General features: G+C 75.8%; 21 protein-coding genes and 1 tRNA gene. 12 read left to right on the top strand and 10 right to left on the bottom strand.

Going from position 1 to position 22,557, the window contains the following annotated elements; translation table 11 throughout:
* Positions 1 to 102 precede the first annotated feature (102 nt).
* The 3 genes from KVT14_RS01785 to KVT14_RS22200 form a co-directional block, all read right to left on the bottom strand.
* Positions 103 to 176: transfer RNA gene (locus tag KVT14_RS01785), tRNA-Val, on the bottom strand.
* 49 nt (positions 177 to 225) lie between these two features.
* Positions 226 to 690: a redoxin domain-containing protein gene (locus KVT14_RS01780; protein WP_217614091.1), complete on the bottom strand. Its 465-nt coding sequence runs from the start codon at positions 688 to 690 to the stop codon at positions 226 to 228.
* 10 nt (positions 691 to 700) lie between these two features.
* Positions 701 to 1,120 (bottom strand): DUF3052 domain-containing protein, encoded by a 420-nt coding sequence (locus KVT14_RS22200; protein WP_147796321.1) that lies wholly within the window; start codon positions 1,118 to 1,120, stop codon positions 701 to 703.
* 476 nt (positions 1,121 to 1,596) lie between these two features.
* On the opposite strand from KVT14_RS22200, the gene aceE reads away from it, so the two are divergent.
* Positions 1,597 to 4,338 carry a pyruvate dehydrogenase (acetyl-transferring), homodimeric type gene (gene aceE / locus KVT14_RS01770; RefSeq protein ID WP_217614089.1) on the top strand — a complete coding sequence of 914 codons (2,742 nt, stop codon included), beginning with the start codon at positions 1,597 to 1,599 and terminating at the stop codon, positions 4,336 to 4,338.
* A gap of 194 nt (positions 4,339 to 4,532) precedes the next feature.
* Here aceE and KVT14_RS01765 read toward each other — a convergent pair whose 3' ends face one another.
* Positions 4,533 to 5,213 (bottom strand): hypothetical protein, encoded by a 681-nt coding sequence (locus KVT14_RS01765; protein WP_217614088.1) that lies wholly within the window; start codon positions 5,211 to 5,213, stop codon positions 4,533 to 4,535.
* Positions 5,214 to 5,325: 112 nt separating this feature from the next.
* On the opposite strand from KVT14_RS01765, the gene KVT14_RS01760 reads away from it, so the two are divergent.
* From KVT14_RS01760 to KVT14_RS01720, 9 genes are all read left to right on the top strand, one after another.
* A complete protein-coding gene (locus KVT14_RS01760; RefSeq protein WP_254630215.1) occupies positions 5,326 to 6,687 on the top strand; it encodes a CdaR family transcriptional regulator in 1,362 nt (453 codons plus the stop codon).
* Positions 6,688 to 6,870: 183 nt separating this feature from the next.
* A complete protein-coding gene (locus KVT14_RS01755; RefSeq protein ID WP_217614087.1) occupies positions 6,871 to 7,851 on the top strand; it encodes an ACP S-malonyltransferase in 981 nt (326 codons plus the stop codon).
* Positions 7,848 to 8,852, top strand: coding sequence for a beta-ketoacyl-ACP synthase III (locus KVT14_RS01750; protein WP_217614086.1), 1,005 nt, complete (start codon positions 7,848 to 7,850; stop codon positions 8,850 to 8,852). The genes KVT14_RS01755 and KVT14_RS01750 overlap by 4 nt, the downstream gene beginning before the upstream one ends.
* Before the next feature lie 89 nt (positions 8,853 to 8,941).
* Entirely contained in the window at positions 8,942 to 9,190 is a 249-nt protein-coding gene (locus KVT14_RS01745) for an acyl carrier protein (protein WP_146838928.1), read from the top strand.
* A 149-nt stretch (positions 9,191 to 9,339) separates the two neighbouring features.
* A complete protein-coding gene (locus KVT14_RS01740; RefSeq protein ID WP_217614085.1) occupies positions 9,340 to 10,578 on the top strand; it encodes a beta-ketoacyl synthase in 1,239 nt (412 codons plus the stop codon).
* Positions 10,579 to 10,738: 160 nt separating this feature from the next.
* Complete coding sequence (locus KVT14_RS01735) at positions 10,739 to 12,124, top strand: FAD-dependent oxidoreductase (RefSeq protein WP_217614084.1); 1,386 nt, start codon at positions 10,739 to 10,741, stop codon at positions 12,122 to 12,124.
* Positions 12,125 to 12,149: 25 nt separating this feature from the next.
* Positions 12,150 to 13,127 carry an RNA polymerase sigma factor SigJ gene (gene sigJ, locus KVT14_RS01730; RefSeq protein WP_217614083.1) on the top strand — a complete coding sequence of 326 codons (978 nt, stop codon included), beginning with the start codon at positions 12,150 to 12,152 and terminating at the stop codon, positions 13,125 to 13,127.
* A 69-nt stretch (positions 13,128 to 13,196) separates the two neighbouring features.
* On the top strand, positions 13,197 to 13,955 hold the full coding sequence (locus KVT14_RS01725; protein WP_217614082.1) for an SDR family oxidoreductase: 759 nt from the start codon (positions 13,197 to 13,199) through the stop codon (positions 13,953 to 13,955).
* A 128-nt stretch (positions 13,956 to 14,083) separates the two neighbouring features.
* Positions 14,084 to 14,431, top strand: a complete 348-nt coding sequence (locus KVT14_RS01720; RefSeq protein WP_217614081.1) for a hypothetical protein — start codon at positions 14,084 to 14,086, stop codon at positions 14,429 to 14,431.
* Here KVT14_RS01720 and KVT14_RS01715 read toward each other — a convergent pair.
* Both KVT14_RS01715 and KVT14_RS01710 read right to left on the bottom strand, forming a co-directional pair.
* Complete coding sequence (locus tag KVT14_RS01715; RefSeq protein ID WP_217614080.1) at positions 14,428 to 15,378, bottom strand: hypothetical protein; 951 nt, start codon at positions 15,376 to 15,378, stop codon at positions 14,428 to 14,430. The two genes, KVT14_RS01720 and KVT14_RS01715, sit on opposite strands and share 4 nt — an antisense overlap.
* The gene (locus KVT14_RS01710) at positions 15,375 to 16,670 is read right to left on the bottom strand and encodes a M12 family metallopeptidase (RefSeq protein WP_217614079.1); all 1,296 of its coding nucleotides are present in this window, start codon (positions 16,668 to 16,670) and stop codon (positions 15,375 to 15,377) included. The genes KVT14_RS01715 and KVT14_RS01710 overlap by 4 nt, the downstream gene beginning before the upstream one ends.
* Positions 16,671 to 16,831: 161 nt before the next feature.
* Here KVT14_RS01710 and KVT14_RS01705 point away from each other — a divergent pair, with 161 nt between their 5' ends.
* Positions 16,832 to 17,194 carry a RidA family protein gene (locus KVT14_RS01705; RefSeq protein ID WP_217614078.1) on the top strand — a complete coding sequence of 121 codons (363 nt, stop codon included), beginning with the start codon at positions 16,832 to 16,834 and terminating at the stop codon, positions 17,192 to 17,194.
* A gap of 9 nt (positions 17,195 to 17,203) precedes the next feature.
* On the opposite strand, the gene KVT14_RS23350 is transcribed toward KVT14_RS01705, so the two are convergent.
* Genes KVT14_RS23350 through KVT14_RS01690 form a run of 3 tightly spaced genes read right to left on the bottom strand, consistent with a single transcriptional unit; the run spans position 17,204 to position 20,107 of the window.
* Positions 17,204 to 18,718, bottom strand: coding sequence for an FAD-dependent oxidoreductase (locus KVT14_RS23350; protein ID WP_217614077.1), 1,515 nt, complete (start codon positions 18,716 to 18,718; stop codon positions 17,204 to 17,206).
* Positions 18,715 to 19,617 carry an FAD:protein FMN transferase gene (locus KVT14_RS01695; protein WP_217614076.1) on the bottom strand — a complete coding sequence of 301 codons (903 nt, stop codon included), beginning with the start codon at positions 19,615 to 19,617 and terminating at the stop codon, positions 18,715 to 18,717. Before KVT14_RS01695 ends, KVT14_RS23350 begins: the two co-directional genes overlap by 4 nt.
* Entirely contained in the window at positions 19,604 to 20,107 is a 504-nt protein-coding gene (locus KVT14_RS01690) for an FMN-binding protein (RefSeq protein WP_217614075.1), read from the bottom strand. Before KVT14_RS01690 ends, KVT14_RS01695 begins: the two co-directional genes overlap by 14 nt.
* 191 nt (positions 20,108 to 20,298) lie before the next feature.
* Here KVT14_RS01690 and KVT14_RS01685 point away from each other — a divergent pair, with 191 nt between their 5' ends.
* Complete coding sequence (locus KVT14_RS01685; RefSeq protein ID WP_217614074.1) at positions 20,299 to 21,918, top strand: CehA/McbA family metallohydrolase; 1,620 nt, start codon at positions 20,299 to 20,301, stop codon at positions 21,916 to 21,918.
* Positions 21,919 to 21,930: 12 nt separating this feature from the next.
* Here KVT14_RS01685 and KVT14_RS01680 read toward each other — a convergent pair whose 3' ends face one another.
* Positions 21,931 to 22,428: a DUF3145 domain-containing protein gene (locus KVT14_RS01680; RefSeq protein ID WP_147796302.1), complete on the bottom strand. Its 498-nt coding sequence runs from the start codon at positions 22,426 to 22,428 to the stop codon at positions 21,931 to 21,933.
* Positions 22,429 to 22,557: the final 129 nt, after the last annotated feature.

Raw genomic sequence — 22,557 nt, 5'->3', positions numbered from 1 at the left:
CGCCACGCGGGGGCCAAGGCCAGGGGCGTAGCGCGCTCCCTGCTACCCGGCGGCGCCCGCCGCCACGGCCCACTCTGGGCCGGGGTGCGGCGTCGAGGTGGGTGGGCCCGGCCGGTCTCGAACCGACGACCTCCGCGGTGTAAGCGCGGCGCTCTGACCAACTGAGCTACAGGCCCCTGCTGCGGTGCGCAGCCTACCGGTGCGGGTGCCGCCCCCGGACGCGGGTCACAGCCCCGCGACCGCCTCGCGGTACGCCGCGACCGGCCGCGCGACCCCGGCGGCGGACTCCACCGACCACCGCAGGACGCCGGCGGTGTCGAGCAGGAACGACCCCCGCCGCGCGTACCCGTCGACCTCGTCGAGCACGCCGTACGCCCGCGCCGCGGCGCCGTGCGGCCAGAAGTCCGACAGCAGCGGGAACGTGTACCCGCCCTGCTCGGCCCAGGCGCGCAGCGACGGCGCGGGGTCGCAGGACACGGCCCGGACGTCGACGCCCGCGAGCTCGGGCAGGTGCGCCTGCAGCTCCGTGAGCTCGGCGGTGCACACCCGCGAGAACGCGAACGGCACGAACACGAGCAGCACCGGGCGGGCGGACGGTCCGCCGACCGCCACCGGCGCGCCGTGCGCGTCCGGCAGCGTCAGCGCGGGCGCGGCGGCGCCGACGACGGGCGGCCCCGCGGCCCCGCTCACGACCGGGAGGTCAGCGTCCGCGGCCGCGGCTGCCGAGGCGCGTCGCGGACCAGTCGCCCGCGATCGAGAACGTGCTCGTCGCGTGCAGGCCGGCCGTCGTCGCGGCCTCCTCGATGTCGTCGTGCCCGACGTGGCCGTCGCGGCCCGGCTTCGGGGTGAGGACCCACATCTGGCCGCCGTCGTCCAGCACGGTCATGGCGTCCATGAGGGTGTCGGCCAGGTCGCCGTCCTCGTCGCGGAACCAGATGACCACGCCGTCCACGACGTCGTCGTAGTCCTCGTCGACGAGCTCCGTGCCGGTGATCTCCTCGACCCCGGACCGCAGGGCGTCGTCGACGTCGTCGTCGTAACCGAACTCCTGGACCACCTGGCCCGAGGTGAACCCGAGACGGCCCGCCCCCGAGGGAGCGTCGCCGGTGCTGGATGCCACGTCCTGACCTGTTCCTTCCGTCGGGCGTGCCGGGCCGGTCCCGAGCACCACCTGTTCGATGATCACCGAACGGTAGCCCACCGCACCCCCCGTCCGCGTGGCAAGCGGCGTCGTGGCGCCGGGATGTCGGCGCGGCGCGGAGCAGCGCGTCCGGCCCGCAAGACGGCGCGGCCGGGCCGAGGCCCGCGCCCGGCACCCCATCCCGCGGCCCCGCGGGCGGCGCCACCCCCGCCCGCACCCCGAGAAAGGGCCCGTGACGTGCCCGGACGTGACCGGGGCCACCCTCCTGGGAGCCGATTGTCACGGACGTCACGCATCCCGACTGGCGGACTGGGAGACTTTCGGTGTCCGGACGGCGGACAATGGTCCTACTACCCGCCCGGCGGCGGCGCGCACCGAAACCGGCGCGCACGCCGGCGGGCCGAGATGCGCACCGGGGCCGACCGGCCCCCCGCGTGGAGAGGCGAGGAGCACTGGTGGCTTCGAAGGACGAGCGCGGACCGCTCATCAACGGCCTGCTGAGCCAGGTCCCGGACGTGGACCCCGAGGAGACCTCCGAGTGGGTCGAGTCCATCGACGGGCTCATCGACGACAAGGGCGGCCCCCGCGCCCGCTACGTGCTGCTGAGCATGCTCAAGCGCGCGCGTGAGCGGAACGTCGCGGTGCCGGCCGAGCTGAACACGCCGTACGTCAACACCATCGGCGTCCACGAGGAGCCGTACTTCCCGGGCGACGAGGTGCTGGAGCGCCGGTACCGCTCGTGGAACCGGTGGAACGCCGCGGTCATGGTGACCCGCGCGCAGCGCCCCGGCGTCGGCGTCGGCGGCCACATCTCGTCGTACGCGTCGGTCGCGACGCTGTACGAGGTGGGTCTCAACCACTTCTTCCGCGGCAAGGACCACCCGGGCGGCGGCGACCAGATCTACTTCCAGGGGCACGCCTCCCCCGGCGTCTACGCCCGCGCGTTCCTCGAGGGCCGGCTGTCCGAGCACCAGCTCGACGGCTTCCGCCAGGAGGTCTCGCACCCGGGCGGCGGCCTGCCGTCCTACCCGCACCCGCGCCTGATGCCGGACTTCTGGGAGTTCCCGACGGTGTCGATGGGCCTCGGCCCGGCGTCGGCGATCTATCAGGCGTGGACCAACAAGTACCTGCACCTGCGCGGCATCAAGGACACCAGCCAGCAGGACGTCTGGGCGTTCCTCGGCGACGGCGAGATGGACGAGCCCGAGTCCCGCGGCATGCTGCAGCACGCCGCCCAGCAGGGTCTCGACAACCTGACCTTCGTCGTGAACTGCAACCTGCAGCGCCTCGACGGCCCGGTCCGCGGCAACGGGAAGATCATCCAGGAGCTCGAGGCGCAGTTCCGCGGCGCCGGCTGGAACGTCATCAAGGTGGTGTGGGGCCGCGAGTGGGACGCCCTGCTCAACGCCGACAAGGACCGCGCGCTCGTCCACCTGATGAACGAGACGCCCGACGGCGACTACCAGACGTACCGCGCGGAGAACGGCGCGTTCATCCGCGAGCACTTCTTCGGGCGCGACCCGCGCACCAAGCAGCTCGTCGAGAAGATGACCGACGACGAGATCTGGGCGCTCAAGCGCGGCGGCCACGACTACCGGAAGATCTACGCCGCCTACAAGGCCGCGCGCGAGCACACCGGGCAGCCGACCGTCATCCTGGCGCACACCGTCAAGGGCTACGGCCTGGGCTCCGGCTTCGCCGGGCGCAACGCCACGCACCAGATGAAGAAGCTCAAGGGCGCCGAGCTCAAGGCCCTGCGCGACTCGCTCTCGATCCCGATCACGGACGAGCAGATCGACGAGAACCCGTACCTGCCGCCGTACTTCCACCCCGGCCAGGACGACCCGGCGATCCAGTACCTCCAGGAGCGCCGCCGCCAGCTGGGTGGCTACGTTCCCGAGCGCCGCTCGACGCACAAGCCGCTGACGCTGCCGGGCGACAAGGCCTACGAGCTGCTGAAGAAGGGCTCGGGCACGCAGGAGGTCGCCACGACGATGGCGCTCGTGCGCCTGTTCAAGGACCTCGTGAAGGACAAGGAGCTGGGCAAGCGCCTGGTCCCGATCATCCCCGACGAGGCCCGCACGTTCGGCCTGGACTCGATCTTCCCGAGCGCGAAGATCTTCAACACGAACGGCCAGAACTACCTCGCCGTCGACCGCGACCTCATGCTCTCCTACAAGGAGTCCGAGTCCGGCCAGATCATGCACACCGGCATCAACGAGGCCGGTTCCGCCGCCGCGTTCCAGTCGGTGGGCACGTCGTACGCCACGCACGGCGAGGCGCTGATCCCGTTCTACTTCTACTACTCGATGTTCGGGTTCCAGCGGACGGCCGACCAGTTCTGGGCGGCCGGCGACCAGATGACCCGCGGGTTCCTCATCGGCGCCACCGCCGGCCGCACCACGCTGACCGGCGAGGGCCTGCAGCACGCCGACGGCCACTCGCCGCTGCTGGCCGGCACCATGCCGCACGTCGTGCACTACGACCCGGCGTACGGCTACGAGATCCGGCACATCGTCCGCGACGGCATCCAGCGGATGTTCGGAGAGGACGGCCGCGAGCCCGACGTCATCTACTACCTGACGGTCTACAACGAGCCGATCGTCCAGCCGGCCGAGCCGGAGGACGTGGACGTCGAGGGCATCCTCAAGGGCATCTACCTGCTCTCCCCGGCCGAGGGCGACGGGCCGAAGGCCCAGATCCTCGCGTCCGGCGTGGCGGTGCCGTGGGCGCTCGAGGCGAAGCAGCTGCTCGCCGACGACTGGGGCGTGCACGCCGCGGTCTGGTCCGTGACGTCCTGGAACGAGCTGCGCCGCGAGGCGCTGGCCGCCGACCAGCACGCGTTCCTGAACCCGGGCGAGGAGGTGCGCACGCCGTACCTCACCGCCAAGCTCCAGGGCGCCGAGGGCCCGTTCGTCGCCACGACCGACTACGACCACCTCGTCGCCGACCAGGTGCGCGAGTGGATCCCGGGCCGGTACGCCACGCTCGGCGCCGACGGGTTCGGGTTCTCCGACACCCGCGCCGCCGCCCGCCGGCACTTCAAGATCGACGGCCCGTCGACCGTGGTCCGCGTCCTGCAGCAGCTCGCCCGCGAGGGCAAGGTCGCGGCGGACGCCCCGGCGCAGGCCATCGAGCGGTACCGGCTGCACGACGTCACCGCCGGCACCTCCGGCAACGCGGGCGGCGAGTCCTGACCGGACGAGCCTGACGCACGCGACGGGCCCCGCACCCCTCCACGGAAGGATGCGGGGCCCGTCGCCGTACCGGGGCTCAGCGAGGGCGGGCATCGACGCCGAGAGAGGACCGCCGCGCCGAGATAGGGCCGTCTCGGGTCCTATCTCGGCGCGTGGGTCCTCTCTCGGCGGTGGTCGACGCGCGGCGCCGGGCGTCAGGCGCCCGCGTGCCGCTCCGCCTGGTCGACCAGGCGCGTCAGCTCGCGGCGCATCTGGGCGATGTCGTCCTGCTTCGGGTAGAGGTCCAGGCTCGCGAGGTGCTGCTTGGCGTCGAGGGGCCGGTCGGCCTCGACGGCGGCGAGCACGAGCTCGCGCCCGACCTCGGGGTCGTGGTCCTTCGGGTGCCAGTGCCCGGTGCCGAGGCCGAGCGCCTCGACGGGCAGCCCCGCCTCGCGCAGCAGCCGCAGGCCGGCGACCAGGGCCGCGCCCGAGGGGTCGCGCTCGGCGGCGGTCGTCAGCCGGCGGAGCGTGCCCTCCAGGTCGTCGCGCACGGACAGCCGCGCGACCTCGACCAGCGGGTACCAGGCCCGCGGGTTGCCGGCGAGCTCCTCGCCGAGCGACCACACGGCCAGGTCGGCGGCGCGCTGACGCTCGGCGTCGTCGGCCTCGGCGGTCAGGGGGTCGTCGTCGACGCCGGTCACGGCGTGCCGGCGGACGATCTCGGCGAGGGCCGCGAAGGCGCGCTCGTCGTTGGGATCGTCGCCGAGGCGGGACCTCAGGGCGTCCTCCTGGGGGACGTCGCCGTGCCGGGGGGCAGCCGTCGGCCGGCGCGCCCCGATCCGGGACGCGGGCGCAGGGCGGCCCAGCAGGCGGCGCAGTCGGGGCAGCAGAGCCATGACGCGACACTATCCGGTGCACTCGTCCCGCACCGGTCGAACGGCCCGCCGGTCCCCCCGCCACGGCCCGGACCTTTGTCGGTTCCCCACAACGGGGCCCTATGCTCACGCCATGCCTCAGCCCCGCCGGACGTCCGCGGCCCCCGCCCCCGAGGGCGCCGCCCCGGCCCCGTCGCCCGCCGCGCCGTCGACCCCGACCGCCGCGACCGCGACGCCGCCCGAGGCCCCGGCCGACGACGCCGCCCGGGCGGCCGCCCCGGTCGACGGCCTGTCCCCCGCCCGCACCCGCACCCGCGCCGGCCGCATCGCCACCGCGCCGGACGCGAGCAACGGCGAGACCCTGCGCCGCGTCCGCGAGGGCAGCGGCGTGCTGGCCGCGGCGGCGATGCGCCGGCTGGACGAGGACCTCGACTGGTACCGCGCCCTGCCCGCCGACGACCGCTCCTGGGTCGGCCTCGTCGCCCAGGCCGGCATCACCGCCTTCGTCACCTGGTTCGCCGACCCGTCCCGCCCGCCGCACGGCGTCGGCGAGATCTTCGCGACCGCCCCGCCCGAGCTGACCCGGTCGATCTCCCTGCAGCACACGCTGCAGCTGGTCCGCGTGGTGGTCGACGTCGTGGAGTCGCACAGCGACCGACTGGCGGCGCCCGGCGGCGAGCGGGACCTGCTCGAGGCCGTGCTGCGGTACTCCCGCGAGGTGGCGTTCTCGGCCGCCGAGGTCTACGCCCGCGCCGCCGAAGTCCGTGGCGCCTGGGACGCCCGGCTGGAGGCGCTGGTCGTCGACGCCCTGCTGCGCGGCGACGTCGACGACTCGCTGCGGTCCCGGGTCGCGGCGCTCGGCTGGAGCGGCCGCGGCAGCACGCTGGTCGTCGTCGGGACCACCGCCTCCCCGCTCGACGACGTCCGCACGTCCGACCTGCGCCGGGCGACCCGCCGCGCCGCGGACGACGCGCTGGTCGGCATCCAGGGCGACCGGCTCGTGGTGTTCCTCGGCGGCACCGGCGACCTGCGCGAGGCCGCGGCGTCGCTGCTGCCGCGGTTCGGCCCCGGCCCCGTGGTCCTCGGCCCGACCGGCGCGGACCTCGCCGACGCCGCCCGGTCCGCCCGCGCCGCGCTCGCCGGCCTGGCCGCCATCTCCGCGTGGCCGCAGGCGCCGCGCCCCGTGCTCGCCGACGACCTGCTGCCCGAGCGGGTGCTCGTCGGCGACGCGAGCGCCCGCGCCCTGCTGGTCGAGCAGGCGTACGTCCCGCTGCTGGCCAGCACCGGCAGCCTGCTGGAGACCCTCACGGCGTACCTGGCGGCGGGCCGGTCCCTGGAGGCCGCCGCCCGCACGCTCTACGTGCACCCGAACACGGTCCGGTACCGCCTGCGCCGCGTCGCCGAGGTCACGGGCTGGGACCCCCTGGACCCGCGCGAGGCCTACGTCCTGCAGCAGGCCCTCGCGGTCGGCCGCCTGGACCACCCCGGCACCTGACTCCCGCCGAGGTCGTCGGTTCCGGCCACCGCACCCCCGGCGGAACCGACGACCTCGGGCGCAACAGCCGACCTCGCGCCCCGCGGGACCCCGCGAGCGTTGTGGGACCCGGACAAGTCGGGCTCGGGAACGGTGTGCGGGTCGTGAGCGGGCGCGGCGCGTCCGCACCGGCAGAGTGGTCGGGTGCTCGCGATCGTCTGCCCCGGACAGGGCGCCCAGACCCCCGGAATGCTCGCCCCCTGGCTCGAGCTGCCCGGATCCGCCGACCGCCTGGCGGCCTTCTCGGAGGCCTCGGGCGTCGACCTGACGGCGCACGGGACGACCTCCGACGCCGACACCATCCGCGACACCGCGGTGGCCCAGCCCCTCATCGTGTCCACCTCGCTCCTCGCGCTCCGTGCGCTCGAGGACGAGGGCGGCCCGGTGACGGCCGGCGCCACGGCGGGGCACTCGGTGGGCGAGTTCGCCGCCGCGGCCGTCGCGGGCGTGCTCGACGACGCCGCCGCCGTGGCCCTGGTCGGGCAGCGCGCCCGGTTCATGGCCGAGGCCGCCGCGGCCGAGCCCACCGGGATGACCGCCGTCCTCGGCGGCGACCCGGACGAGGTGCTCGCGGCGATCGAGGCGGCCGGCCTGTGGCCCGCCAACGTCAACGGCGGCGGCCAGGTCGTCGCGGCCGGCGCGCAGGACGCGCTGGCCCGGTTCGCCGAGAACCCGCCGGCCCGCGCCCGCGTCGTGCCGCTGCAGGTGGCCGGCGCGTTCCACACCCCGTTCATGCAGCCCGCCCGCGACGCGTTCGCCGCCGTCGCCGCCGAGGCCGCCGTCGCGTCGCCCCGCGTGACGCTGCTCACCAACGCCGACGGCACCGCCTTCGGCCCGGACGCCGCCGGCGCCGACGTGGTGGCCCGCCTGGTGTCGCAGATCGCCCAGCCGGTGCGCTGGGACCGGTGCCAGGCGACCCTCGTCGAGCTCGGCGTGACCGGCCTGCTGGAGCTCGCCCCCGGTGGTGTGCTCAAGGGCCTGGCCCGGCGTAGCCTGCCCGGGGTGGAGACGGTCGCGATCACCTCGCCGGCCGACCTGCCCGCCGCCCGGGACCTCGTCGCCCGCCACACCGCGACCCCCGGCGCCGCGCCCACGACCGACGACTCCCGGGAGACCGCCCAGTGACCCGCCCCACCCTGACCCAGGCGACCGGCCCCGCCCACACGCGGATCCTCGGCCTGGGCGCCGCCCGCGGCGAGAACGTCGTCCCGAACGACGACCTGGTCGGCCCGATCGACTCCTCCGACGAGTGGATCCGGCAGCGCACCGGCATGGTGACCCGCGTCCGCGCTGGCGCCGACACCGACGTGCTCGACCTGGCGGAGACCGCCGCCCGCGAGGCGATCGCGAACGCGGGCCTGACCGGCGCGGACATCGACGCGGTCATCCTGGCGACCGTCACCTACTTCCACCAGACGCCGTCGGGCGCCGCGATCCTCGCGGACCGGCTCGGCGCCACCCCGGCCGCCGCGTTCGACGTGTCGGCCGCCTGCGCGGGCTACTGCTACGGCATCGGCCAGGCGGACGCGCTGGTGCGCGCCGGCACCGCGCGCAACGTGCTGGTCATCGGCGCGGAAAAGATGAGCGAGTTCGTCGACCCGACGGACCGGTCCATCTCCTTCCTGCTCGGGGACGGCGCGGGCGCGGTCGTCATCGGCCCGTCCGACTTCCCCGGCATCGGCCCGACCGTGTGGGGCTCGGACGGCTCGCAGTCGCAGGCCATCCGCCAGACCCACTCGTGGCTCGACACCCGGGACAAGGGCGCGGGCTGGCCGACGCTGCGCCAGGAGGGCCCCAGCGTCTTCAAGTGGGCCGTCTGGCAGATGGCCCCGGTCGCCGAGAAGGCCCTGGCCGCCGCGGGCGTCACCGCCGACCAGATCGACGCGTTCATCCCGCACCAGGCGAACATGCGGATCATCGACCAGATGATCAAGCAGCTGAAGCTGCCCGAGACCGTCGCGGTCGGCCGGGACATCGCCGACACCGGCAACACGTCGGCCGCCTCCATCCCCCTGGCCACCGAGCGCCTCATCCGCGAGGGCCAGGTCAAGAGCGGCGACCTGGCGCTCCAGATCGGCTTCGGCGCGGGCCTCGTCTACGCCGCCCAGGTGGTCGTGCTGCCCTGACGGGCCGCGCGACCGCAGTACCGTTCATCGACCGCACGACCGTCGCCGCACCTCACGGTGGGGCGCAGCACACAACCAAGGAGACACCGATGGCGCACAGCGAGCAGGAGATCCTGGCCGGCCTGGCCGAGATCGTCAGCGAGGAGACCGGCCTGCCGACCGACTCGGTCCTGCCCGAGAAGTCGTTCACGGACGACCTCGACATCGACTCCCTGTCGATGATGACGATCGTGACCCTGGCCGAGGAGAAGTTCGAGGTCCGCATCCCGGACGACGAGGTCAAGAACCTCGCGACCGTCGGCGACGCGGTGTCGTTCATCTCGAACGCCCAGGCCTGAGACACCCGACCGGGGTCCGCGCCGCGCCGCCGCCTCGCGCGGCGTCGACGGGAGCCGAGCGCTCCCGCGGCGCGGACCCCGGTCGCGTCCCGGCACCTTCCGGGACACCCCCGAACCACCCGCACGCACCCGACACCCAGGAGCACCTCATGAGCACGCGAGTCGTCGTCACCGGCCTCGGCGCCACGACCCCGCTCGGCGGGGACGTCCCCACCACCTGGCAGGCCGCCCTGGCCGGCACGTCGGGCGCGCGCACCCTCGACAACGACTGGAGCGAGAAGTACGGCCTCCCGGTCGACTTCGCCGCGACGCTCGCGGTCCGCCCGGAGGAGGTCCTCCCCCGGCCCGAGATGAAGAAGATGGACCCGTCGGCGCAGTACGCGATCATCGCGTCCCGCGAGGCGTGGGCCGACGCCGGCTCGCCCGAGGTCGACCCCGACCGGCTCGGCGTCGTCGTGTCCTCCGGCATCGGCGGGATCTGGACCACCCTCGACGCATGGGACACCCTGCGCGAGAAGGGCGCCCGCCGCGTCCTGCCGATGACCGTCCCCATGCTCATGCCGAACTCGCCGTCCGCGTACGTCGAGCTGGAGTTCGGCGCCCGCGCCGGGGCGCACGCCCTGGTGTCGGCCTGCGCCTCCGGCGCCGAGGCGATCGGCTACGCCGTCGACATGATCCGCAGCGGGCGCGCGGACATCGTGATCGCCGGCGGCACCGAGGCCACCATCCACCCGATGCCGATGGCCGCGTTCGCCGCGTCCCGCACGCTGTCGACCCGGTCCGACGACCCGGCCCGCGCCTCGCGCCCCTACGACGTCGACCGCGACGGCTTCGTCATCGGCGAGGGCTCCGGCATCGTCGTCGTCGAGTCCGAGGAGCACGCCCGCGCCCGCGGCGCGAAGGTGTACGCCGAGATCGCCGGCGTCGGCCTGTCCTCGGACGGCTACCACATCACCTCCCCCGAGCCGACGGGTCGCGGCCAGATCGCCGCGATGCGGATGGCGATGAAGGACGCCGGCATCGGCACGGCGGACGTGCGGCACGTCAACGCGCACGCCACCTCGACCGTCGTCGGCGACCTCATCGAGGCCCGCGGCGTCCGCGAGACCCTCGGCGCCGACGCCGACCAGGTCGCGCTGTCCGCCACCAAGTCGATGACCGGCCACCTGCTCGGCGGCGCCGGCGCGCTCGAGACCGTGTTCTCGGTGCTCGCGGTGCACGACCGCCAGGCCCCGCCGACGATCAACGTCGAGAAGCCGGACCCGGAGCTCGTGCTCGACCTGGTCCGGGACACCCCGCGGGCGCTGCCCGAGGGCGACATCGCGGTGGTCAACAACTCGTTCGGCTTCGGCGGCCACAACGTGGCCCTGGTCGTCACGAACGCCTGACCCCCGGGGCACCGGACCCCGCGGCCTCCGAGCGGAGCGCCCTGCGCGACACGCACCTGCGTGCCGGGCGGGGCGCTCTTCTCGTCCACGAGCCCCGACCTCACATCTCGCGGGCCCGCGTCGTCATGCAGACGACCGGACAGGGAGAGGGGTCGCAGCCGTGAAGCACATCGTCGTCGTCGGTGGTGGGTACGCCGGGTTCTACACCGCGTGGGGGCTCGAGAAGAGGCTCCGCCGGGGCGAGGCCCGGGTCACCGTGATCGACCCGCGCCCGTACATGACGTACCAGCCGTTCCTCCCCGAGGTGGCGTCGGGCTCCGTCGAGGCCCGGCACGCCACCGTGCCGCTGCGCCGGCACCTGCGCCGGACCCGCCTCGTGGCCGGGGCGGTGACGCGGATCGACCACGCGGCACGCACGGTGACGGTGGCGCCGCGGGACGGCCAGCCGTTCGACCTCGCCTACGACGTGGTCGTCGTGACCGCGGGCGCCGTGACCCGCACGCTGCCGATCCCGGGGCTGGTCGACACCGCGATCGGGCTGAAGCAGGTCGAGGAGGCGGTGGCCGTGCGCGACCACGTGCTGACCGCGTTCGACCGGGCGGCGGTCCTGCCCCCCGGCCCCGAGCGGCGCCGGCTGCTCACGTTCACGTTCGTCGGCGGCGGCTTCTCCGGCGTCGAGGCCTTCGGCGAGACCCTCTCGCTGGCGGCCTCGCTGCTGGCGTCGTACCCGGAGCTCGGCCCGGAGGACCTCGCGTTCCACCTCGTCGAGGCCCGCGACCGCATCCTGCCCGAGGTCACCGACGGGCCGGGCGCGTGGGTCGTGCGGCACCTGCGCGGACGCGGCGCCCGGGTGCACCTCGGCGCGCAGCTGCTGTCCGCCGTGGCGGGGCACGTGGTGCTGTCCACCGGGGAGGAGTTCGACACCGGCCTCGTCGTCTGGACGGCCGGCAACGCCGCGAACCCGGTCGTGAGCCGGCACACCGACCTCCCCGTCACCGCGCGCGGCCTGGTGCGGGTGCGCGCCGACCTGCGCGTCGAGAACGAGGACGGCGCCGTGGTGCCGGACGCGTGGGCCGCGGGCGACGACGCGGCCGTCCCGGACCTGGCGGGGGCGCCCGGGGCGCTGACCGTCCCGAACGCGCAGCACGCCGTCCGGCAGGGCCGGCTGCTCGCCGCGAACCTCGTCGCGACGCTGCGCGGCCGCCGCCCGCGGGACTACGTGCACCACAGCCTCGGGGTCGTGGCCACGCTCGGCCGGCACCAGGGCGTGTTCCAGTACCACCGGCTGGTGCTCACCGGCCTCCCGGCCTGGCTCGCCCACCGCGGCTACCACGTGCTGGCCGTGCCGACCTGGGAGCGCAAGCTCCTCGTCCTGCTGGTCTGGCTGGGGGCCGCGCTCGGGGGCCGGGACATCGCCTCGCTCGGCGCCGTCGTCGACCCGCGGCGCGCGTTCGTCACCGGCGGCGCCCCGGAGCCCCCGGCCGCGCTCGTCGACGCGTCGGCGGGTCCCCGCGGGGCCGACCGTGCCACGATCGCCGCAGCGTGACGGGCGACGGGGAGGACGGGCGGAGATGAGCGAGCGCGCACCCGGCGTGGACCCGGTCGGGGTCCGGGCCGACCTGGGCGACGACCCGGGCCCCGCCCCGGACGACCTCCCCGACGTGCTCGCCGAGCGCCGCCGGCTGCTCGCGATCGGCTACCGGATGCTCGGCACGCTCGCCGAGGCGGAGGACGCCGTCCAGGAGACGTACGTCCGCTGGTACCGGATGACCGACGCGGAGCGCGCGGCCGTCCGGAACCCCCAGGGGTGGCTCACCCGGGTCATGAGCCGGGTGTGCCTCGACGTGCTGGGGTCGGCGCGGGCCCGCCGGGAGCGGTACGTCGGCGAGTGGCTCCCGGAGCCGGTGCCGGCCGACCTGTTCTCGGGCGTCGCCGGCCGGTCGCCCGCGCCGGCCGACGGGGACCCGGCCGACCGGGTGTCGCTCGACGAGGAGGTGAGCACCGCGCTGCTCGTCGTGATGGAGGCCATGACGCCCGCGGAGCGCGTCGCCTTCGTGCTGCACGACGTGTTCGCCCTGCCGTTCGATGAGATCGCCGCGGTCGTCGGCCGCAGCCCGGCGGCGGTCCGGCAGCTCGCCACCTCCGCCCGGCGCCGCGTCCGGGCGCACGACGCCGACCCCGGCCGCGGGACCAGGGAGCACGACGAGGTGCTCGCGGCGTTCGTGGCCGCGGCCGCCGGCGGGGACCTCGCCGCGCTCACCGGGCTGCTCGACCCGTCGGTGACGCTGCGGGCGGACGGCGGCGGGGTCGTCAGCGCCGCGCGGCGGCCGGTGCTGGGCGTCGACCACGTCGCCCGGTTCCTGCTCGGCGTGTTCCGGAAGCGGCCCTCGGCCGTCCTGTCCGCCCGGCGTACCGGGGACGGCCTGGCGTTCGCGCTCGAGGACGAGGGGCAGGTCCAGGCGCTGGTCAACGCCCGGGTGCGCGACGGCCTGATCACGGACCTGTGGCTGCAGGTCAACCCCGGGAAGCTCACCACCTGGTCCGCCTGACCTCACACCGGCGGGCGTCGCGTCGTCATCCTCCCGAGGCCGGCAGGGCGCCGTCCGGGAGGGATCGCCATGAGGATGCTCGTCGCCGGGGGCACCGGCCACGTCGGGAGCCGGCTGACCGCTCGGCTGCGGGAGCTCGGGCACGAGGTGGTCGTCGGGTCGCGGCGGGACGGCTTCGACCCGGTGACCGGCGCGGGGGTCGGGGACGCCGTGCGGGACGCCGACGCCGTGGTCGACGTGCTCAACACCCCCGAGATGGACGCCGCGGCCGCGACGGCGTTCTTCCGCGGCACCACCGAGCGCCTGCTCGCCGCGGAGCTCAGCACCGGCGTCCGCCACCACGTGCTGCTCTCCGTCGTCGGGGCCGACCGCGCGCTGGCGAACGGGTACTTCGCGGGCAAGGTCGCGCAGGAGGACGCGGTGCGGGAGGGCGACGTCCCGTTCACCATCGTGCGCGCCACGCAGTTCCACGACTTCGTCCCGACGATCGCGGACTGGCTGACCGCCGACGGCGCGGTGCGCGCCACCGGCACGCTGCTGCAGCCCGTCGCGGTCGAGGACGTAGTCGAGCTGCTCGCCGACGTCGCGCAGGGGGCGCCGCTCCAGGACACGGTCGACCTCGCCGGGCCGGACCGCTACCGGCTCGACGACCTGCTCCGCGCCACGCTGGCCGACCGGTCGGACTCGCGTGGCGTCGTGACGGTCGACGGCACGTCGCTCGGCGCCGAGTCCGCCGAGGCGCTGGTGCCGCTCGGGGCGCACCGCCGGGGCGGGCGGCCCTACCCGGTCGCCGGGGTGCCGGTGGCGGGCGGGGCAGCGGCGTCGTGAGCATCGGGGCTCGCGAGCCGCGGCGGACGGTGGACGCGCGGGCCCTCGACGGACACCCTGGCCCTGCGGCGGACGCCAGGGACGCGCGTGCCGGGCCCCCGCGCACCCCCGGGTGTAGCGTCGCGGGCGTGCAGCTGACCGTGCGCGTCGTCGCGGCCGGCGCGGGCCCCCGCCCGGCGCCGGGCACCCCCGTGCGGGTCGAGGTGCGGGACGTCACCGAGCAGGACGCGGCGAGCGTGCTGGTGGCGGGCGTCGACGCCGAGGCGGTCGACGACGGCACCCGGACGATCGCGACCGTCGCGGTGGACGCCCCCGACGACCTCCTGGCGAGCACCGCCGACCTCGTGGTGTGGGCGCGCGTCGCGGTCAGCGGCGCCGAGCGCACCTCGCACGCCGACCTGGTCGCGACGCAGTCGGTGGCGGTGCCGCGGGACCCGGCGACCCCCGAGGTCGACCTCCCGGTCGTCGCGATCTAGCCGGGCGCGGCCAGCCAGCCGGCGACGGCGTCCGTGAGGGGCAGCCCCGAGCCGTGCTCCGCGAACAGGAACTCGCCCGCGGGGTTCACCTCGAGGAACACGTACTCGCCCTCGGGCGTGAGCCGGAGGTCGACCGCGCCGTACACCAGCCCGAACCGCTTCATCAGCGCGCGCAGCCGGTCGGCGACGTCGTCGGGCAGGTCGGCGGCCTCGGTGCGGGCGCGGGCGAGGTGCAGCCGGAAGTCCGCGTCGTACCCGGTCCCGCTGCTGTCGATCGCGAGCGGGAACAGCCGGTCGCCGACGACGGTCACCCGGAGATCAGCCCGCGCGGGGACGAACTCCTGGAAGATCACCGGCGCCAGCGGGAGCGAGTCCAGGAGCGCGAGGTCGTCGGGGCGCAGCCGCCGGGTCTCGCGCCACACCCGCTCGGTCGCCGCGAAGATCTTGTAGATCACCGACCCGACGCCCACCCGCTCGACGAACGCCCGGGCCTCCGCCGGGTCGGACGTCATCAGCGTCTCCGGCACCCGCAGCCCGAGCCCGCGGGCGACCGCGAGCTGCGTCGACTTGTGCGACGCGGCGGCGTCGAGCGGCGGCGGGTTCATCCACGGGCACGGCAGGAGCTCGTGCAGGCCGCCGAGCGCCGCGTGCCACTCCCCGTACGCGAACCCCCGGGCGTCGTCGTCGGGGATCCCGCCGACGTCGACGAGCTGCGGGCGCCGCCACCACACCGCGGTCGCGTCCGTCAGGTCGGTGACGCCGCGCGCGTCGGCCACCCGCACCGCCGGCCGGCCCGCACCGGCGGGGTCCAGGGTGAGCGTCAGGTCGCGCCCGAACCGCGCGTAGTCGAGCAGGTACGCGTCCCGGCCCCAGGACGCCAGCCGGCCGACCACCGCGGTCGCGTGGACGTCCTCGGGGTGCGAGACGACGACGATCACCCCGCTCACTGCCCGGGGTCGACGAGCTGCACGACCTGGTCGACGAGCGCCGCCTGCTCGGCCGCGAGCGCGTCCACGGCCGCCTCGAGCGCGGCGAGCCGGGCCAGGACGTCCGAGGACCCGGCGTCGGCCGCACCCGCGGCGCTCGGGGCGCCCGGGGTGCCCGGGGTGCCCGCGTGCGGCGTGCCCAGGGCGAACGGGACGCGGCCCGCGAGCTGCCCCGGGTCGACGACGCGCCCGCCCGGCCCCGGGAGCGTGCCCTCCTGCAGCGTGAAGCCGCCGAGGTTCTCCCGGATCGTCTCGATCCGCTCCTTGATCGTCTCGGGGATGCGCTCCTTGACGGTCTCGGGCTGCAGCTCCTTGAGCGTCTCCGGCAGGCGTTCCTTCAGCGTCTCCGGGGCGAGCTCCTTCACGGTCTCCGGCTGCAGCTCCTTCAGCGTCTCCGGCAGCCGCTCCTTCAGCGTCTCCGGGCCGAGCTCCTTGAGCGTCTCGGCCGGCGACTTCCCGGGGCAGAGCACGTTCGCCGCGGCGATGTCGCCCGCGCTCAGCGCCACCCGCTGACCGATCTGCGCGGCGGGGTCGACGGGCGTGATCGTCTCCGCGCCCCCGACGCCGAACGCGTCCCGCGGGTAGTGCATGATCGAGCCGTAGTCGTAGGCGCCGACGTCGTCGCCGTCGGTGATGTGCTGGTTGAAGTTGTGCTCGAAGCCCGCCTGGATGTTGGCCCAGTTGATCGTCACGAACGCGTCCCGGTCGGCCCGGGACTGCTCGTGCCAGAGCCCGACGGCGTGCCCGATCTCGTGGATCGTCCGCCCCCGGTCGCACCCGCCCGCGAGGTTGATGAACTGCTGGCCCCCGCGCATCCCGACCGACGACGAGCACCCGCTGCCCGGCCGGAACGTGACCCAGTTCGGGTGGGACGCCGCGTTCGCCGCGGTGCGCTCCACGAACCGGAAGCTGGTGTTCTGCTGCCAGTGCGCGATCGCCTCGGTGACCCGCGCCTGGTCGGTCAGCGCGGGGTCGATGTCGTACGGGACCAGGCACCCGGGCCACCGGAACTGGTCGCCGGTGATGATCACGCCGGACTCGAGCTCGCCGCGCAGCTCCGCCTTGAGCTGCTCGGACTCGCGCTCCACCTGGTCGACCGGGCCGAGCACGATGTCGCCCTCGAAGATGGCGTCCCCGTCGATGTCGACGTAGCGGACGACCTGGGCGCGGAAGTTGTTGCCGGAGATGAACGCGGTGCGCACGTCGTCGGAGGAGCGGAACTCGCCCTCCGGTCCTTCCTGGCTCGGCGACATGTCGGGCCCTCCCCCTTCAGGTTGCCGGCGGCGCCGGCACCGACGCCGGGTCCCACGCTCCGCGCGGTGCGCGGGCGGGCGCGTCACCCCGCGCGGATGAGCGGGCGGTCCGGGCCGTTCGGCCCGCGCCGTCCCCCGGGCCCGTGCGTAGCGTCGGCGGCATGGACGCGATCACCCGGCACGAGATCCACGAGGGCTGGGCGCACGCGGGGATGGTCGAGGCCGGCGGACTCGTGTTCGTCTCCTACTGCGTCGGGAACACGACCGGCACGACCGCCGAGCAGGTGCACGGCGCCCTCGACACCCTGGAGACGCGGCTGGCCACGCTCGGCCTGTCGCTCGCCGACGTGGTGCAGGTCGACGCGCTGTTCGCCGACATCTGGGAGATCCCGGCGATGGAGGCGGTGTTCCGCGAGCGGTTCGTGGCGGGCTACCCGGCGCGGAAGTCGATCCAGACGGCGTTCGCGCACGAGGGGCTGCGGTTCCAGCTCGACGCGGTGGCGCACCGGCGGACGGCGGGCTGAGCGCCGGGCTCAGTACCCGCTGAACGCGTCCGTCCGCACCCGCCGCGCCCCGGCGCGCCGCAGCAGCGCCCGGGTGCCGTCGACCATCGCCGGCGGCCCCGAGACGTACGCGTCGCGCTGGTCCAGGTCCGGCACCGCCTCGGCCAGCAGGTCGGCGCTGAGCCGGGCCTCGCCGAGGTGCACCGCCCCGGCCGGCAGGCTGTCGAGGTCCGGCGTCGGGGACAGCACCAGCACCCGCGCCCCGGCCGCCCGAGCCGCGTCGGCGTAGGCCAGGTCCGCGTGGTCGGTGACCCCGTGCACCAGCACCACGTCGCGCCGCTCCCCCGCGGCCGCCAGCGCGGCGAGCTGGGACGCGAACGGCGTGATCCCGATGCCGCCCGCCACGAGCAGCAGGGGCCGCGCCGCGTCGTCGGGCAGGACGAAGTCGCCGCCCAGGCCGGTCGCCCGGACCCGGGACCCGACCGGCAGGGCGCCGAGCGCGCGCTTGAACGTGCTCGCCTTCTCGGGGACGGTCAGCGCCACGGTGAGCTCGTCCGCGGACGGCGCCGAGGACACGCTGAACACGCGCCGGGTCCCGCGGCTGTCGGGGCGGGCGTGCGGGACGGTCAGCTCGACGTACTGGCCGGGCCGGAACCGCACGGGGCGGTCGGCGCGGAACGCGAGCTCGACGGTGCGCGGGGTGAGCCGGGTCGACCGGGTCAGCGTGAGCCGCACGGCCCCGCGCTGCCCCCAGGCGAACCCGATGAGGTTGCCCACGACGAGCGCCGCCTCGGGCGTGCTGTACAGCGGGCCGACGTGGTACGACACGGCCATCAGGGCACCGACGACGACCGCCTCGACCAGCTGCTGCCACCGGCGCGGCGGCAGGGTCAGCGGCTCGGTCAGCATGACGCCGCCGAGGAACAGGATCGGGTACGACACCAGGGCGGTCGACACCGCGGACCAGGGCGTGGAGCCCTCGGCGACCAGCCGCACCGCGACCGCCAGCACCGCCACGACCACGAACGTGCCGACGAGCGCGTAGCGCCGGGTCCGGACCACGATCACAATCGTCAGCAGCGCCACCGGCACGAGCAGCCAGCGGTCCGCCACCCACCAGGTCGTCGCATCCCAACCCGTCAGCCCGACCAGCAGCGCCCCGATGGCCGCGGGGTTGAACACGTGTCGGCCGCGCCACGCCAGGACGTACTTCGACGCGTTCGCCAGCAGGGCGGCCAGCGCCAGCGTGCCGAGGTACCGGGCGTCGAGGGTCGGCCAGAACAGGAAGAACAGGATCAGGCCGGTGATGATCGCCGACTCGGTGTGCGGGCGGGTGCGGAACGCCAGCGCGGCGCCCCACGCGCTCGCCACCGACGCGGCCACGGCGACCGCCGCGCTCCCCACCATCGCCCCCGGGTCGAGGAAGATGACGTCCGTCGCCGCCAGCACCAGCGCCACGACCGCCAGGGCGGACAGCCCCAGCGTCAGCAGCCGGTACATCGTGACGCGGCCCAGCCGCTCGTCCAGCCACGCGAACGCGGTCACGCGAACACCTCCCCGTCCAGGCCGAGGGACCAGCGCAGGCTCCCGTCGGCGCGCAGCACCACGTAGCGGACGCCGAACCGGGACGCGACCAGGTCCGGGTCGGCGAAGAACAGGGCGGTCGCGGCGACGTCGGCGGTCAGGGCCGAGCCGCCGACCGCCCAGGTGGCCAGCACGTCCGCGGTGGGCGCGCCGGTCCGGGCGTCGACGACGTGGTGCAGGCCCTCGCCCCAGGCGCGCCGGTTGGTCGCCGACCCGCACAGGGCGCCCTCGGACAGCCGGAGCACGCCGACGGCGCGGCCGGTGTCCCGGGGATCCTCGAGCGCGACCGTCAGGGGGCCGGTCGCGGCACCGAGGCCGGCGACGCGCAGGTCCCCGCCCGCGTCCACCACGTGCTCCTCGACCCCGTGGGCCGCGAGCACGCCCGACACCAGGTCGACCAGGTAGCCCTTGCCGCCCGCGCCGACGTCGATGAGCGCGGGCTCGTCCAGCGTCAGCGTCGCGCCGTCCCGCCGGGCCGCGACCCGCCAGTCGGGGGCCGGGGCCGTGAGCAGGGCGCCCTCGGCGTCCCGGCGCGGGCGCAGCGTGTACGCCGCGTCGTAGCCGAGCCCCTCCAGCGCGCGCCCGACCAGCGGGCTGACCGCGCCGTCCGTGGCCCGCGCCGCGGCGTCGTAGGCGTCCAGCAGCGGCCCGGCGTCGTCGGGCAGCCGGTACGCGCCGGGACCGCCGCGGGCGACCTCCGCCACCCAGGAGTCGTCCCGGAACCGGGACCAGTCCCGGTCGAACCGGTCGATCCGCTCCCGCACGGCGCGCAGGACGGGGTCCGGCAGCGGCTCCGCGCTGTCGATCGTCCAGCGGGTGCCGATGGCGTCGAAGGCCGCGGTGGCCTCAGGCCGCGGCATCGGCCCGGATCTGGTCGAGCGCCGCGTTGAACCCGTCGCCGGTCAGCGACGAGCCGGACACCTTGTCGACCGACAGCCCGGCGAGCTCCTGGCCCACGACCTCGTCGGAGATGCCGGAGGCGAACTCGTCCTGGAACCGCGCCGCGTTGCCGCCGCTCGCCTCCGGGGTCACGGTCACGTCGGTCACGACGCCGTCGGCGACGGTCAGGTCGACCGAGATCGACTCCTCGCCGCCCGGCGTCGAGTACGAGCCCTCGGCCGTGTAGCTGCCGTCGGCGAACCCGCCGGACGACGAGCCGGCGGTGCCGTCGGTGCCGGCGCCGGCCGTCCCGTCGGCGGTGCTGCCGGAGCCGGCGTCGGACTGGGTGCTGCCGGACGACTGCGCGCCGTCCTCCGTGGCCGCGTCCGCGTTGCTGCAGGCGGCCAGCGCCACGAGGACGGACAGGCCGGACATCAGGCCGAGCGTGCGGCGTCGGGTGGTGTGCGCCATGGGTCGTCCTCCCCTGGTCCCGGCCCCCGGGACCCCTTGGTTGAATCCGATCACATTGGGTGTGACAGACGACGCTAGGCACGCATCCTGGGAACGGCCTGGGAACGAGCGCTGCACCCGCTCATCATCCGGTGAACTTCTGGTCACGGCGATGTTGCGGGACGCCCCGGGGCGCTCGCTACGGTCCACGCGTGCCGACGCTGACCATCGAGACCGGCGGGCCCGCGCGGGTCACCGTGCGCGGGCCGGACGGGGCGTGGCACGCGCCCGAGGACGCCGTCCGGGACCGGACCGCGAGCGACCGCCCGGGCGTGCTCGGGATGGACCTCGACCCGACGGACGGCTCCGCGATCGAGCCCGGGTACACCGCGCACTTCCTCGTCGACGGGGCCGCCGAGGTTCCCGTGCCGCGCGGGACCTGCCGCGTGGTCGTCGAGCGCGGGCCGGAGCACCGGCGCGTCGAGCGGGTCGTCGACGTCGGGACGGCCGGGGCGCGCGTCGTCTGCGCGCCCGGGCGGCGGGCCGACCTGGCCGCGGAGGGGTGGTGGTCGGGCGACCTGCACGTGCACCGGCCGCTCACGGACGCCGCGGCCGTGCTGCGGGCGGAGGACCTGCACCTCGGGGCGTTCGTCACGCGGTGGAACGAGCAGGCGCCCTCCGAGCGCGGGACGGGGCAGGCGGGCAGGCCGGGCGCGGCGGACGTCTGCGGCGGCGGCGGCGCCGCGGGCGGGGCCGTGGCGCCCCGGGATGGGGCCGGCGGTGCGCCGCGAGCCGCGCTGACCGTCGACGGCGACCGGCACGCGGTCGCGCCCGTGACCGAGGACGAGCGCGGCGGCGGCGCGGTGCTGCTGCACGGCGTCGACGTGCCCGACCTGCCCGGCACCGGCGCCGACGACTGGTGGTCGCCGCCCGCGCGCACCCTGGTGGACGCCGCGCGGGCCGCCGGCGCGTTCGTCGACGCGGAGAAGCTGACCTGGTGGGACGCCCCGGTGCTGGTGGCGACCGGCGCGCCGGACGCGGTCGGCGTGCTGAACAACCACTTCGTGCCCGGCGGGATGCTGGCGAACGAGGCGTGGGGCCGGCCGCGTGACCGCGCCGCGCACCCCGGGCCGGAGGGCGCGGCCCGGTACCAGCTCGGGCTCTGGTACCGGTACCTCGGGCTGGGGCTGCGGCTGCCGGCGTCGGCCGGGTCGGCGTCGGGGGTGCTGCCCGCGCCGCCCGGGTACGACCGGGTCTACGTCCAGGCGCCGGGGCCGCTGACCGTCGACGGGTTCTACGCCGGGCTGCGCGCCGGGCGGTCGGTGGTGACGAACGGGCCGTTGCTCGCGCTGGACGTCGGGGACGTCGGCCCGGGCGCGTCGGTGCCGGCCGGGCGGCACCGGGTGCGGGCGGTGGCGCGCACGGCTCCGGGTGGGGCGGGGACGTCGGCAGGCGGACCGGCAGGGTCGTCGGCGCGCGGCTCGACCGTCGGGTCGGTGCCCGGGCCCGTGCGGGTGGAGCTCGTCGTCGACGGGCGGGTCGTCGCCGCCTCCGACGGGCCGGTGCTCGACGCCGTGCTCGACCTGCGCGGCGCCGGCTGGGTCGCGGCGCGCGCCCGGCAGCCCGACCCCCGGACGATCCGGCTCGCCCACACGAGCCCCGTCCACATCGACGGGCCGGGCCCGGACGCCGCGGAGCACCGCGCGTTCTTCGCCCGCTGGGTCGCGGACCTCACGGCCGCCGCCCACGCCGAGCCGGCCCGGTTCCCGACGGCGGCCCGCCGCGACGAGGTCCTGGACCTGTACGACCGCGCGGCCCGCTTCTACCGCTGACCGCGGGGGCGCTCAGCCTACGCGGTGCAGCCAGCGCACGGGCGCGCCCGCGCCCGCGTACCGGAACGGCTCGAGCTCGTCGTCCCACGCCTGCCCCAGCGCGAGCGCCAGCTCCTCGCGGACGGCGCGCGCGTCGGCCAGCTCGAGCGCCGCGCGGATGCGGTCCTCGGGGACGACGACGTTGCCGTGCACGTCGGTCTGGGCGTGGAAGATCCCGAGCTCGGGCGTGTGGCTCCACCGGGCGCCGTCGCTGCCGTGGCTCGTGTCCTCGGTGACCTCGTAGCGCAGGTGGGTCCAGCCGCGCAGGGCCGACGCGAGGCGCGCGCCAGTGCCGGAGGTCCCCTGCCACGAGTGCTCGGCACGGAACATCCCCGGTGCGGCGGGCTGCTCCGTCCAGTCCATGGACAGACGGATGCCCAGCACGTTGCCCGCCGCCCACTCGAGGTGCGGGCAGAGCGCGCGCGGCGCGGAGTGCACGAAAAGAACACCGCGGGTGATCGCACCTGCCATGTCATCCCTCCCGGATCGGCTCGAGGTTCGCCTTCCCCAACGACCTCGTCCCAACCGGACACGTGACTCCACAGCCTGCACGCGCGGCGTGCTGGGGACAGCATGCCTGATGAGGGCCGGTGCGCACCA

Source organism: Cellulomonas sp. GbtcB1, from assembly GCF_019091725.1.
Taxonomy (GTDB): Bacteria; Actinomycetota; Actinomycetes; order Actinomycetales; family Cellulomonadaceae; genus Cellulomonas.
Note: the sequence above shows the minus strand (reverse complement) of the source record. Positions and strands in the feature narration are given on the sequence as shown.

Excerpts from the sequence above, each read along its gene's own strand:
- KVT14_RS01725 (WP_217614082.1), top strand. The coding sequence starts at position 13,197 with ATGAGGATGCTCGTCGCCGGGGGCACCGGCCACGTCGGGAGCCGGCTG.
- KVT14_RS01690 (WP_217614075.1), bottom strand. The coding sequence starts at position 20,107 with ATGGCGCACACCACCCGACGCCGCACGCTCGGCCTGATGTCCGGCCTG.
- KVT14_RS01710 (WP_217614079.1), bottom strand. The coding sequence starts at position 16,670 with ATGTCGCCGAGCCAGGAAGGACCGGAGGGCGAGTTCCGCTCCTCCGAC.
- KVT14_RS01705 (WP_217614078.1), top strand. The coding sequence starts at position 16,832 with ATGGACGCGATCACCCGGCACGAGATCCACGAGGGCTGGGCGCACGCG.
- KVT14_RS01760 (WP_254630215.1), top strand. The coding sequence starts at position 5,326 with ATGCCTCAGCCCCGCCGGACGTCCGCGGCCCCCGCCCCCGAGGGCGCC.
- KVT14_RS01745 (WP_146838928.1), top strand. The coding sequence starts at position 8,942 with ATGGCGCACAGCGAGCAGGAGATCCTGGCCGGCCTGGCCGAGATCGTC.
- KVT14_RS01740 (WP_217614085.1), top strand. The coding sequence starts at position 9,340 with ATGAGCACGCGAGTCGTCGTCACCGGCCTCGGCGCCACGACCCCGCTC.
- sigJ (WP_217614083.1), top strand. The coding sequence starts at position 12,150 with ATGAGCGAGCGCGCACCCGGCGTGGACCCGGTCGGGGTCCGGGCCGAC.
- KVT14_RS01695 (WP_217614076.1), bottom strand. The coding sequence starts at position 19,617 with ATGCCGCGGCCTGAGGCCACCGCGGCCTTCGACGCCATCGGCACCCGC.
- KVT14_RS01765 (WP_217614088.1), bottom strand. The coding sequence starts at position 5,213 with ATGGCTCTGCTGCCCCGACTGCGCCGCCTGCTGGGCCGCCCTGCGCCC.
- KVT14_RS01680 (WP_147796302.1), bottom strand. The coding sequence starts at position 22,428 with ATGGCAGGTGCGATCACCCGCGGTGTTCTTTTCGTGCACTCCGCGCCG.